Origin of the sequence: Acinetobacter sp. GSS19 (assembly GCF_028621895.1) — a bacterium.
Lineage (GTDB): Bacteria > Pseudomonadota > Gammaproteobacteria > Pseudomonadales > Moraxellaceae > Acinetobacter.
In genome coordinates this window covers 1,283,950-1,296,114 of record NZ_CP117520.1, presented here as the reverse complement: position 1 = coordinate 1,296,114, position 12,165 = coordinate 1,283,950, and the positions used below count along the sequence as shown (strand labels likewise).

Sequence of the window (12,165 nt, the reverse complement as noted above, 5' to 3'; positions counted from 1 at the left end):
ATGAAAAAAATATCATCTTTCAAACATGCTCAGGCAGGCGTTACCCTGGTTGAACTGATGGTCGGTATGACCGTTGGTTTGGTGGTGACCGGTGGTGCAATGAGCATTTTGTTTACTAACCAGAAAATGATGTTAGATAAGGAAGTGGCAGACCGAACACAAGAAGGTCTTCGATTTGCTGCTGCAACTATCACGCGTTTGGTGCGTCAAGCTGATTCTTTCGCGGCACCAACTACGAATAGTGAACTGGTGATTAATTTTGACCGATCACAACGTGACTGTTTGGGACGAAGTGACCATTCAACCACCAATACACTGAAACTCGATAATAATCATCAGCTGGTCTGTATTTTGGACAATGATGCAACTAAAAGCTATGTTTTGGCTAAGGATATCGGGAGCTTACAGTTCTCTTATGGTATTCAACAAACAGGTACAGTCGCTTATAGTCCGTTTTTTAATAGTAGCTCAGCGGTAAATGCCAGTGTGCAGAATATTCTGAGTAATATTACCAGTATCCAGACACAAATCAGTCTCATCCAACAAGGTAACACACAACAGCCCACCTTAACTTTTATTGCTACATCGCATCAAAGAGCAGGGGTTGGAAGTTTATCCAGTGGAGGAACTCCAAGCAATAATTCTGTTAATAATAGTAACAATAGTTCAGCTGGTAATACGGGTTCAGGAGGTACGACTGCTGGGTCAGGTGCAACTACGGGGTCTAACGGTGGATCAAATGGTTCAACGAATAACACAGGGACCACAGATGGAAATGTGACGAAGCCAACTTTAGAGCAGATTCTGGCTTTGCTGTATGTTGAGAATAAAAAAGATGGCACAGTGGTGAAAAAGTGGTCATGGAGCGATATCATTGGACAAACCACGAAGATTGTTAAAAATACTGATATTGAGATAGGTCTCCGACAGAATACATATAATTTGTCAGGTTGGTCACTTTCCAGCACCCTCAATAGCAGTAATCAGCCTCTACAGAATATTACCAGTTCAGCACCCGCATCCTTTGCAGCTCCAAATGGTAACAATCAGACTTTTAGTATTTATTTAAAGTACAACAATGAAACTCAAAGCAAAAGCACGATTACTTTTGAGACGACGAACTAAAGCAGAGGGCAAGCGATGAAAAAACAACAAGGTTTTGTATTGGTTTTCACTGTAGTTTTGCTCTCTGTTGCGGCGATGATGGGGCTGTATGCCATGCGCAGTACAGTCATGCAGGACAAAATGACCGCAAATTTGAATAATAAAACGATTACCACCAATGCTGCGGAAGATGGGGCTGCTGTGTTTTATGATTGGGCAAAAAATCGGTTTGTTAACAATGGTTTGCCAACTTCTAACTCAGATAAGGCCGGATGGAAGAGTGTAATTCCCTATAGTTCTACGGGAAATCTAACCGTAAATTCTGGCTCCAATGGCTATTACTGGATCAACCCTACAGCAAATATCGTGGGGTGCACAGTTGCAAATACCAATCCTTGCTGGGATGAAACCAATAAACAAGTGATTGCGCTTATTAGCGGGAATCTGGTTAAAACGAATGGGACTAGTACCGTGATTTTGGGTGAGAGTATTTATAAAATTCGGATCGCGGCACCCGGAGGACTCAAACTTCCTCAACTACCTGCACCTTTAACCTTGGCAGGCAATGTGAGCAATTTTACAGCGGGGAACAGTAATCAATTTAAAATTCAGGGGGGAGACCGTTTAGCGATTGCCACACTGGATTCAGCCTCTGCCACGACAGTAAAAAATGCAATTCCGAATAACCGTGCCGATGCAGCACATTACGGGGGAACTTGCACAACTGCACCTTGTATTTCAGCTACTGACTTGGGCATGTGGGGCAACCCCAATGAAGTGATGCAGTATGTGAGCAGCATTGAAAGCAATTCAGAGGTAAAAGTCTACACCGGTAATTTTTCAGGCTCGTTACCCTGCTCTGGAATTATCATCGTCAAGGGGGATTTTGATGTTAACGGTAACATTGCTGGCTCGGGTTGTGGAAATACGTTTACTGGGGCGATTATTGTTTTAGGTGGAAGTATGGATGTCAGTGGCGGGGGGGCTTTAGATATCCGTGGTGCGGTTTATGTTACTGATATTATTCCAGATTCTGCTAATCCAGGAAATTATAAATTCGGCAATAATTCGACCGGTTTCAAAGGTGGTGGTAACATGACCATTACTTATGATGGTTCCTATTTTGGTACTTCGAGTGATATAAATGGCGGTGGTTTGGCAACTAGTACCCGAATTTTAGCTTGGAGTGATGTCCTTTAGCCTAGAATTGACTTACCTCAGATAAAAATGACTTTATAACATCAAACCTGTAAGCAGCTGAGCCTACAGGTTTTTTATAGTACGTTATCAACGAATGGTCACACTTGAGCTTTTCGAACAAATTGATATGACATGATGAATCTCGATTAATCAGAAATTCATTCAATTCTTTTAGGTTATTTTCTATGATTGAGGAACTCTATTCTGTCCATTTAAATTTTCTATCTGTTTAGCAGTTGCATAAGTTGCTACTTATGCCATATTAAAACTATTCATATTCTTTGCATCTTTATAAGAGGAATAACAATCATGGCGAACAAAAAAGTAAAACCAGCGGATATCGATATTGGTATTTCTAAAGAAGATCGGGCGCAGATCGTACAAGGCTTATCACAGCTTTTGGCAGATAGTTATACCTTATACTTGATGACACATAACTTTCACTGGAATGTGACCGGTCCGCAATTCAATAGTCTGCATAATATGTTTATGGATCAGTACACAGAACAGTGGAATGCACTGGATATTATTGCCGAGCGTATCCGTGCCTTAGGTTTTCCAGCTCCGGGCACCTATAAAGAATTTGTAAAATTGGCTTCTATTAAAGAAGTAGAAGGTGTACCTAAAGCTCCCGAGATGATTCGTCATCTGGTGAATGCGCAAGAGGCCACCGCTCGTACCGCACGTCGACTGTTTCCGATTGTAGATGCGGCAAATGATCAACCGACCGCAGATGTACTTACCCAACGTATCGAGATCCATGAAAAAACAGCATGGATGTTAAGAAGTTTGTTGGAAGAGTAATTTTTTGATTTAAAAAGAAAAAGTCTATTTGATATAGACTTTTTCTTTTTTTGTTCAGGGCATATTAAGGAAATTAGTATTCATAATCACTGTTAATCGACCATTCCTGTGGCTTGCCATAGGCAATCTGTCCATTAAACAATAAATCACCACCTTGACTACCCATCATTGCATCTGTCGGGCAGAAGCCATCATTGCAGTTCGCATCCACGACCCACCCCCCACGAATGAATAAAATTTCATAACCATCTTGCTGTAGCTGTTGTTGCACTCGGCTCAATGCTTCATGCAAATCATTGGCACCTACGTACACGTTGAAGTTGGTGAAAGTGGAGGCAGGAGTTTGATTGTCCGCTGTTTCGGCGGATTGACCGGTTTTGCGTAATTCCACACCGATACAAAAAAGATGATTTTTCATCGTACACTCCTTGTTGTTTTCAGTTTAATCATTTTCAATTTATGGTTTGTTTCTATTGAATCTATATGGTTTTACACACGATCACAAGCGTTAGACCAAGCCAAATGCCTGATTCAAGCTCGATAAAACTGAAGAAATCAATAACCTAGCCAAAAGTCTTAGTGCCGTTGTGCCAATCAGATTCAAATCGCTCTTTTAAAGGTTAAGAATTAAGAGAATGCTTCACTACAATCAATAATTTTATGAAAAACAAGAGTATGATGTATGTCACAAAAAATCTTAAGTGACTAAATAAAATGTCTTTTCTCCAAAGGTTCTAACTTAGGTATTTTTTCCAACCTAAATGGTATTTTACAAAGTCGACCTTTTTACTCGATTATATGTTTTAGGTATGATGTAAAAGCTGGAACAAGGATGATCATGAAAAAGCATATCGGATTGATGTTGACAATGGTAGCTGCTAGCCCGTTGGCTATGGCTGATTGGGTGGATAACGCCGTGCAAAATACGGAAAAAGACACGATCCAACTTTATCAACGAATTCACCAAAACCCTGAGCTGGGCAACATGGAGTTTAAAACTTCACAGCTCGTTCAACAAGAATTGCAAAGTTATGGCATTGAAGTGAAAACTGGTTTTGCCAAAACAGGTGTGATTGGCATACTCAAAGGCACAAAACCAGGTCCAGTGATGGCTTTGCGTGCCGACATGGATGCTTTGCCGATGGAAGAAAAAAGTGGCTTGCCATTTGCCAGTAAAGTACGTGCTATTTATCAGGGTTCAGAGACAGCCGTCGCGCATGCCTGTGGACATGATGCGCATACTGCCATGTTGTTAAGCGCTGCAAAAGTACTCGCAAAAAACCGTGACAAAATTAACGGTACTGTGGTTTTCATCTTCCAGCCTGCTGAAGAAGGTGGGGCGGATATTGACAACTTTAAACAAGGTGATCAGGTTGGCTCACGTAAACTGATTGCTGATGGTGCATTGAAAAATCCTAAACCTGAAGTCATTTTTGGTCTACATGTAATGGCGGGTATGCCGAGCGGTCATTTGTACTATAAGAGTGGTGCGGCTTTAAACAGCGCAGACAGCATTCGTATTACATTGAATGGTCAGCAGGTTCACGGATCTATGCCATGGAATGGTCGTGATGCGATTGTTGCCGCAGCACAAATCATTAACAATATGCAGACCATGGTCAGCCGCCGTGCAGATCTAAGTAAAGGCATGGGGGTCGTGAGTATCGGTCAGATTCAGGCTGGCACCAGCGGTAATATCATCCCAGAAAAAGTATCAATGATTGGTACGTTGCGTTCAAATCATGAAGATATCCGCAATAGCATGCAGAAGCATTTGCCGCACATGATTGAAAGCACAGCTGACGCGAATGAAGTGAAAGCTCAAGTGGAGATTTCCCCATATGCGCCAGTAACCATGAATGATAAGACCTTAACCGAGTTGATTGCTCCTGCATTACAGAAAGCGGCTGGGTCAGGTAAAGCTCATGTTTTAGAAAAGAACCTTAGCCCAAGTGAAGATTTTGCTTACTATGGTAAATTGATGCCAGCATTGTTCGTTTTCTTGGGAGCAACTCCTGAGCAACAGGATATGTCAACAGCAGCACCGAACCATAATCCAAAATTTGTGGTAGATCAAAACGCGCTTAAAACAGGTGTTAAATCCCATGTTCAGTTTGTTTTAGATTATCCGAATATTGCCTCGAAGGTTCAGCAAGCATGGAAAGCTAATTAATTTTTGTATGACTTTTGACCCTAAAGAGAAAGCCTATCTTCAATGATAGGCTTTTTAGTTTATGGCTCTATGTTGAATAGCCACCAAAATTCTAGACACACATAACCATCTTTTGGACTGCCACCACTCTCCTAGACAAATTTCGTCTATTCTTTTTGCATAGGAGAGAACATTATGAGTGGACAACGATACACCCCAGAATTTAAAGATGAAGCTGTTAAATTGATTACCGAACGTGGATATTCTGTCACTGATGTGGCTGAACGTTTAGGTGTATCACAGCACAGCATTTATAAATGGCTAAAGGCCGTACAGCCTTTACGCAACAACCCTGATGAACATGAACTACTCGAAGCAAAGAAAGAGATCCTTCGTCTTAAAAGTCAGCTTAAGCAAACTGAAGAAGAGCGAGATATCTTAAAAAAGGCCGCAAGGTACTTTGCAAGCCTGCCCGAGTAAAGTATCAGTTTATCCTTGAGTACAGCCATCAATTTAAGATTAAAACGATGTGTCGGGTTCTTAAGATTGCTCGTGCTGGCTATTACGCCTGGCTACATGAACCCGAATCAGGCAGAACAATTGAAGACAAACGGTTATTACAACTGATCCGCTCTTCTTATGATGCCAGTTATGGCATCTATGGTTATCGTCGCATCACGCTGGATCTTAAAGAGCTAGGTGAAAGCTGTGGCCCCAATCGTGTGCTGAAGATCATGAAGAACAATGGCATTGCCGCTGTTCGAGGATATAAAAAGCATAAAAGTTATGGTTGTGGCCGTCCTCCGATTGTGCCACCAAATCACTTAAATCGAGAGTTCGCTGTGAGCACCCCTGATACTTCCTGGGTGACTGATATTACCTACATCCGTACTTGGCAAGGCTGGTTATATCTGGCTGTGGTTCTCGATTTATATTCAAGGAAAGTCATCGGTTGGTCAATGAAACCTACGCTTGCCAAGGATATCGTTTTGGATGCACTTTTAATGGCGGTATGGCGACGCAGACCCAATGAACCTGTGATCATACACTCAGACCAAGGCTCACAATACAGTAGCGGAGACTGGCAGAAATTCTGTCAAAAGCATAATTTAGTTCCGAGTATGAGTCGTCGTGGAAACTGTTGGGACAATGCTGTTGCTGAATCCTTTTTTAGTAGTTTAAAGAAGGAAAGAATTAAAAAGAGGATCTATAAAACACGAGAAATGGCCCGTGCGGATGTGTTTGATTATATCGAGATGTTTTACAATCGAATCAGGCGTCATTCGCATCTCGATGGGATGAGCCCAGAAGCATTTGAGACAGCTTCAAAATGAGGCGGTCTCATGTCTAGGATACTGGGAGCAGTCCATTTTGCTTAAATTTAGGTCATCGATCCGTACACACGAAAGTAAACATAGTATTAGACTCACTCATTTTTTAGGATAAACGCGCTTGAACCTTTAAAATGAGATTAAATAAGCGACCAATTTATGCGACACACCTCGTTTTCCTAAAATAAAATGATAAATGCATCACAAAAATTTGTAAAAGTGTTGTTTGTTTGTTATTATTGAGGCCTCAAAAAGATATCTAACCTTTTTGAGCGTTCTTTATAGCCTGCTATTTCCCCAAATAGCAGGTTTTTTTTATGGAGAGAATTTTAAAAATATTGACCTGACCTTCCTGTTAAAAATAAATAAAAAATTCAGCTCAAAGTGTTAAAAAATTAGAATAAATTTAGTAAAATGTGACTTATATCACATTATATTTATAATGATTTTAAGGAAATATAGTATGGAAAAGCTTTGGGTAATCATCGGAAGTTTATTGATTATTGGCAGTTTGATTTTTCTAGTCTTGGGGATTTCTCAATCTGAGAATTTTTTCATTGGCATTGGTCTATTAACATTACTCGCTTCCTATTCTACCTATAGTGGATTTGTCAAAAGTCTTTAAGGTAGGATGTATAGATCAGTTACTTCGTCTGTCTATTTGATCAGCTATCATCTGAATCCTGAGCTTTCATGTGTGGAGATTCTAGTAAAAAATCAGCCTATTCATGTTTTCTCATGATAAGTCTTTAGCGTGGCATAAATTTCTTCTTGTTTTCATTAGATTTATTTGGGGAGAAAAACAAAAAATAAGTGAATAGATGTAAGTTTCTAGCAAAAATAGGTATTTTACTGAACATTACTCAAAGTTAACCAGTTGAGATAGTATATTACATGCTTTTAACTCAAGTATTATCTTATCTGCTTGTAATTTAAATCATAATATTAATATAAATCAAATGGTTGTATCTCGATACCCCATTTTTCTTTTTGGTTTTAATCCCAGACTGTCTCTTTAAGATTTACTTTTATACCTATAAAACGAACAGGCTTCCAGCAAATTTTCAGGTAGTTTTATGCAAATTTGCACTGTCATTAGGTCTTCAAATGCTTATTTTAAGAATGATCTTGAGTCTTATCCTGTTTATGAGCGGATTGGCCCTGTTAGTTCTAGGAACTGGACAACAAGATGCTTTTTATCGGTTTATTGGAGTTTTTTTGCTGGTATCTTCTTATCTATTCTATCGGAATCTGCTGTATTCGGCTTGAGCTGAATAGTTGGCCAACAGGAAAGTTGAAGTCGAAATGTGTAATTTAAATAGAAGTAATTCAAAGTCTTTATTTTTTTATGCCTTTATTGCTTTAAACCATATATCTTGAGTGAAACGAGGCGTATACTCAAATAATTGATTGAATCAAGGGATGAAAAAAATGCTCCTCAAATTTGCTATTCGTTTCGCTATTGTTTTATTTTCGGTGTTGATTGTAGCTGCAATTGCGATTCAATTTTTCTTTTCTAGTAAGTTAACGACGGATTTGTGGATTATTGTTGTTCCCATGATTTTAGCAATTCCTATTTTGACCTCTGTGATCTGTGCCAAAGATGAAGAGTTGAATCTAGATTCCACCCATTAATTGCTCAGGTTTTTCATTGTAGACGTGAGCTAAGCCTATTTTGATTAATCTATGACCTCGCTTTCGCGAGGTTTTTTGCAAATTGAGTAATCGTTCAAGGTTGGGATGACTGTCCAGAGATCTTTTAGAAGGAGTTACACGAAAGCGATTATTGGTTATGATGAATTTTTCCTGATCAATTCGATAAAAAATGCAAATTATTCACTACGTCATGATTTTGATGGTCACAATGAGTTTAACTGCTTGTGTTAATGGGGTTAAAACAGAACAATTGCAGCCTACACCTACAATGGGAATCAAAAAATGCTCCCCTGAAGCAGCAGCAAAACTTGTTGGTCAAACGGGTTTGACTGAGTACGAAATTAAAGCTCTAACTCAATCTGAAATTGTAAGAATAGTCACTCCAGGACAAGCAGTGACAATGGACTATCGTGAAAATCGTATTACCGTGGTCCTTGATCCCCAATCTAAAGTCATTCTGCAAGCTTCTTGTGGCTAAATTATGCTCATAAAAGCGCTCAGTAGAGTTTCTCTATCAGTATGATGGATATACCAATATCCATCCTATGATCCTAAGTCTACTAATTACTCGTATTCATTAGATTTATAAAGGAAATTTAGGTTATAAAAAAATTCTGGCATCAAGCAAATTTTATCTAGAGAGAACAAGTTGCTGAATTGCTGTTCTTCCATTTTTATTAAATACCCCATCAGTTAGAATAAATCCTAATAAACAGGCATGATTTTGACCCTTAAATTAGTAGGGATATCAGTTTAATTTTACGGTGTCTATCAACTTGGATTATTCATTTAAGCAAGAAGATGGGGAGTCGGGTGTATTCACCTTTTGAGGTAGTCTAAATTATGAATAACCTGCTTACATAGTGATGTTTATTTTTTGCTCAAAATTGGCTATTTTATAATCTAAAACAATAAGAAAAAGGATAAGGTCATGAAAAAAATATTCATTACAGGATTACTCAGTCTTTTTTCCGCCACATCGATGGCAAATACTTGGCAAGATCAATCATTAATTCCTCAGTATTCTGACCCACAACCCATGGGGGCTCCCGTAGAATATCATTCATCTCAATCAGAGATTAATAAAAAGCACCAGTCAAGTTTTATTCCTCAATATGCTTTGTCATTCGGTTATGCAGGTTCACGGATTGGTTCAAATGAACTTGGTGGTAATGAAACCTTCAATGGGGCTTTCTTGAATAGTAGTGCGAGTCTCAGCCCTAAATTGGGTGTTTATGCAGAATATCTTTATCAGAAAGCATCGGATGTAGATTTTGATGAAGTTGGTATTGGCATGCAATATAAACTGATGGAAAACAGAAATGCATATACATCAGCAGGCTTCGGAATAGGATATGCATGGCTAGATGAAAGCCAATATGACCCTGCATTCAACAATGTTAGTCTAGAGTTGCAATACATTACATTACCGGTTGATTTGGAAGTAGGCTACAAATTTTCTCCGACCACTTTCCTGTTTGGGCGAGTCGGTTATAAATGGCTTTTCAATCATGATATGGAATTGTGTTTTAGTGATACTTGTTTGTCAGGTAGTCATTCTGAGCTTGATATCGATGGTGTGACTTATAAAGCTGGTTTGCGTTATAACTTTTAGCAGCATTAAATATTTTGTAATGAATGCCTCTTAATTTAAAAGAAGCATTTATTTATCCAAAGAAGTAAATCTTCTATTCGATCTGATTGGTAGGACTTTAAGAGCCTAAAGACTAGTTGATCATATAAACGGAACCGTCCGGAAGGGCGGTTTTTTACATTTAAACACCAATATTGCAAATTGCGATATTTGATATATACTCAATTTATAGCAAAATGCGATATGGACAAATGCACGTAATCACCCACACCAGAATTGTTGAAGCAATCCAGAAGTGGCCTCAGGCTGAAAGTGCATTAGATGGTTGGTACCGAATCATTAAAGCGAACAATCCTAAAGACTTTGCTGAAATGAAGAGCTTATTTCCCGCAGTCGATAAAGTAGGAAAGTTTCATGTATTCGATATCGGTGGTAACAAAATTAGATTGATTGCTATTGTCATGTACCAAGCAAAGAAAGTGTATATCCGTCATGTTCTATCACACAAAGAATATGATTTAGGTAAGTGGAAGGAGGGCTAGACATGAATGCAATGATTAAACAGGCAGTTGACCATTGGCGTTATGTCGCGCCATTACTGACCAAGCCTGAGACAGAAGAAGATTTCAGCACTCTTGTGGAAGCACTAGATGAACTACTGGATCTAGTAGGTGATGATGAATCTGATCCACTCATGGGGCTTATTCATCAATTGGGTGATTTAGTCTCTGCTTATGAGAATGAACATCTGCCAATCCCTCAAGGTGATGGTCGTACAGCCTTGGCATTCTTGATGGAACAACATCACCTTGGGCAGTCTGATCTGCCAGAGGTTGCCACACAGTCTGTCATCTCTGAAATTTTGAATGGCAAACGCCAGTTAAATATCCGTCATATCAAAGCGCTCTCAGAACGGTTCAATGTTTCTGCAGATACTTTCTTTTGATGGCATAGGTGATTGGTAAAAACGAAACCGTCCGAAAGGGCGGTTTTTTTATTGAAAGACATCAGAGAAGGGAGCGAGTATCATATAACGGCCAAAAAGATGGTTTTTTGAGCAGTATACAATTGAACGCCAACTTCCTCCATTTGAGTTCTACTGCATACCACTCTTAAAATTCTTAACTCATTGAAATTACAAGTGTTTACAACTGTATGCTAAGCCTTCCAATCCAGTCTAGACTTGCAGGATTCTACTTCTTCTACTATTCCATTGTGGGTACTTTCATGCCATTTTGGAATCTGTATCTGGAAGATCAAGGCTTTGACTATCAGCAGATTGGAGTTTTATCGTCAATCGCGATTATTACCCGGTTTTTTGCCCCGTTCATTTGGGGATGGATTGCTGATAAAACCGGTAAACGCATGCTACTGGTACGTATTGCCACATGGATGGAAGCCTGTATTTGGTTTTTAATTTTTATTATTCCCAATAACTTTCAAACCGTTGCCTTATTAATGCTGATTTTCAGTTTTTTCCAGAATGCGATCTTGGCCCAATTCGAAGGGGTTACTTTATTCTGGTTGGGAGAACAACGTAAGGAACGTTACGGTAAAGTACGAAAATGGGGATCGATTGGTTTTATTGTCGGGGTCTTTGGTATTGGAGCTCTGTTAGAGATTATCCCGATTTCGATGCTGCCGATCTTATTGCTATGTATCGCGTTTTTGGCCTTTTTATGGGCCTTTACAATTCGAGAACCTGCAACAGCACCGAACAGGCAAGCTACACTTGAACCGCTGTGGCCGATTATCAAGCGTCCTGTGGTCATGAGTTTTTTTTTGATTGAGTTTGTCATGCTGTTCTCACATGCGCCTTTTTATAGTTTTTACAGTAACTTTCTCAATCAAATCGGCTTTTCGACTACTCAAATCGGCTTGCTATGGTCGATTGGTGTCATTGCAGAAATCATCATGTTTGCTTGTGCCCATCTATTCCTCAACCGTTTTTCTTGGCGTGTGTTGGTGGCTTTTTGTTTAGTGATCACGGGTATACGCTGGGTTGTGGTAGGTATATTTTCAGAAAGTTTTGGGTTCCAGCTGGCTGCTCAGACCATTCATGCCTTCAGTTTTGGGTTGTTTCATCTGATAGCAATGCGTGTAATTTTCCAGAATTTCTCGGCTGGACAACAGGGGCGTGGTCAGGCGCTTTACAGTACCATGTGGGGACTGGGGGTTGCTTTGGGCAGTATCTTGGCAGGTCGTTATTGGCAGTTGATGGGTGGGGAAACGATTTTTATGCTGGCCGGTGCCGCGACGTTGTTGGGATTATTATTTATTTTTGGTTTGCCAAATCAGGTAGAACAAAAAGCGGCCTAACCCTT

11 protein-coding genes and 1 pseudogene are annotated in these 12,165 nt (G+C 39.6%); 11 read left to right on the top strand and 1 reads right to left on the bottom strand.

What is annotated here, in order from left to right:
• From PGW99_RS06220 to PGW99_RS06210, 3 genes are all read left to right on the top strand, one after another.
• Positions 1 to 1,125, top strand: a complete 1,125-nt coding sequence (locus tag PGW99_RS06220) for a PilW family protein (RefSeq protein WP_273776728.1) — start codon at positions 1 to 3, stop codon at positions 1,123 to 1,125.
• Between the two features lie 15 nt (positions 1,126 to 1,140).
• Positions 1,141 to 2,304 (top strand): pilus assembly PilX family protein, encoded by a 1,164-nt coding sequence (locus PGW99_RS06215; protein WP_273776727.1) that lies wholly within the window; start codon positions 1,141 to 1,143, stop codon positions 2,302 to 2,304.
• A 309-nt stretch (positions 2,305 to 2,613) separates the two neighbouring features.
• A complete protein-coding gene (locus PGW99_RS06210; protein ID WP_273779378.1) occupies positions 2,614 to 3,108 on the top strand; it encodes a Dps family protein in 495 nt (164 codons plus the stop codon).
• A gap of 73 nt (positions 3,109 to 3,181) precedes the next feature.
• Here PGW99_RS06210 and PGW99_RS06205 read toward each other — a convergent pair whose 3' ends face one another.
• Positions 3,182 to 3,526: a hypothetical protein gene (locus tag PGW99_RS06205; protein ID WP_273779377.1), complete on the bottom strand. Its 345-nt coding sequence runs from the start codon at positions 3,524 to 3,526 to the stop codon at positions 3,182 to 3,184.
• Between the two features lie 420 nt (positions 3,527 to 3,946).
• Between PGW99_RS06205 and PGW99_RS06200 the strand changes: the two genes are divergently transcribed.
• The 8 genes and pseudogenes from PGW99_RS06200 to PGW99_RS06165 all read left to right on the top strand — a co-directional run bounded on the left by PGW99_RS06200 (position 3,947) and on the right by PGW99_RS06165 (position 12,160).
• Entirely contained in the window at positions 3,947 to 5,281 is a 1,335-nt protein-coding gene (locus PGW99_RS06200) for an amidohydrolase (protein WP_273779376.1), read from the top strand.
• Positions 5,282 to 5,455: 174 nt separating this feature from the next.
• Positions 5,456 to 6,594 (top strand): IS3 family transposase gene (locus tag PGW99_RS06195; protein WP_100223103.1). Its coding sequence is split into 2 segments (ribosomal slippage): positions 5,456 to 5,714 and positions 5,714 to 6,594, totalling 1,140 coding nucleotides; the frame shifts between segments, so codons are not numbered across the junction.
• Between the two features lie 1,428 nt (positions 6,595 to 8,022).
• A complete protein-coding gene (locus PGW99_RS06190; protein WP_273779444.1) occupies positions 8,023 to 8,226 on the top strand; it encodes a hypothetical protein in 204 nt (67 codons plus the stop codon).
• Positions 8,227 to 8,527: 301 nt separating this feature from the next.
• Positions 8,528 to 8,725: pseudogene (locus PGW99_RS12370) on the top strand (I78 family peptidase inhibitor); the annotation flags it as partial.
• A 453-nt stretch (positions 8,726 to 9,178) separates the two neighbouring features.
• Complete coding sequence (locus PGW99_RS06180) at positions 9,179 to 9,862, top strand: hypothetical protein (RefSeq protein WP_273779373.1); 684 nt, start codon at positions 9,179 to 9,181, stop codon at positions 9,860 to 9,862.
• 230 nt (positions 9,863 to 10,092) lie between these two features.
• Positions 10,093 to 10,383: a type II toxin-antitoxin system HigB family toxin gene (locus tag PGW99_RS06175; protein ID WP_273779372.1), complete on the top strand. Its 291-nt coding sequence runs from the start codon at positions 10,093 to 10,095 to the stop codon at positions 10,381 to 10,383.
• Positions 10,384 to 10,385: 2 nt separating this feature from the next.
• The gene (locus tag PGW99_RS06170; RefSeq protein WP_273779371.1) at positions 10,386 to 10,787 is read left to right on the top strand and encodes a helix-turn-helix domain-containing protein; all 402 of its coding nucleotides are present in this window, start codon (positions 10,386 to 10,388) and stop codon (positions 10,785 to 10,787) included.
• Positions 10,788 to 10,996: 209 nt separating this feature from the next.
• Positions 10,997 to 12,160 (top strand): MFS transporter, encoded by a 1,164-nt coding sequence (locus PGW99_RS06165; RefSeq protein ID WP_273779370.1) that lies wholly within the window; start codon positions 10,997 to 10,999, stop codon positions 12,158 to 12,160.
• Positions 12,161 to 12,165: the final 5 nt, after the last annotated feature.

Coding starts and splice junctions, on each gene's coding strand:
- PGW99_RS06205 (WP_273779377.1), bottom strand. CDS start 3,526: ATGAAAAATCATCTTTTTTGTATCGGTGTGGAATTACGCAAAACCGGT.
- PGW99_RS06180 (WP_273779373.1), top strand. CDS start 9,179: ATGAAAAAAATATTCATTACAGGATTACTCAGTCTTTTTTCCGCCACA.
- PGW99_RS06190 (WP_273779444.1), top strand. CDS start 8,023: ATGCTCCTCAAATTTGCTATTCGTTTCGCTATTGTTTTATTTTCGGTG.
- PGW99_RS06170 (WP_273779371.1), top strand. CDS start 10,386: ATGAATGCAATGATTAAACAGGCAGTTGACCATTGGCGTTATGTCGCG.
- PGW99_RS06165 (WP_273779370.1), top strand. CDS start 10,997: ATGCTAAGCCTTCCAATCCAGTCTAGACTTGCAGGATTCTACTTCTTC.
- PGW99_RS06175 (WP_273779372.1), top strand. CDS start 10,093: ATGCACGTAATCACCCACACCAGAATTGTTGAAGCAATCCAGAAGTGG.
- PGW99_RS06210 (WP_273779378.1), top strand. CDS start 2,614: ATGGCGAACAAAAAAGTAAAACCAGCGGATATCGATATTGGTATTTCT.
- PGW99_RS06215 (WP_273776727.1), top strand. CDS start 1,141: ATGAAAAAACAACAAGGTTTTGTATTGGTTTTCACTGTAGTTTTGCTC.
- PGW99_RS06200 (WP_273779376.1), top strand. CDS start 3,947: ATGAAAAAGCATATCGGATTGATGTTGACAATGGTAGCTGCTAGCCCG.
- PGW99_RS06220 (WP_273776728.1), top strand. CDS start 1: ATGAAAAAAATATCATCTTTCAAACATGCTCAGGCAGGCGTTACCCTG.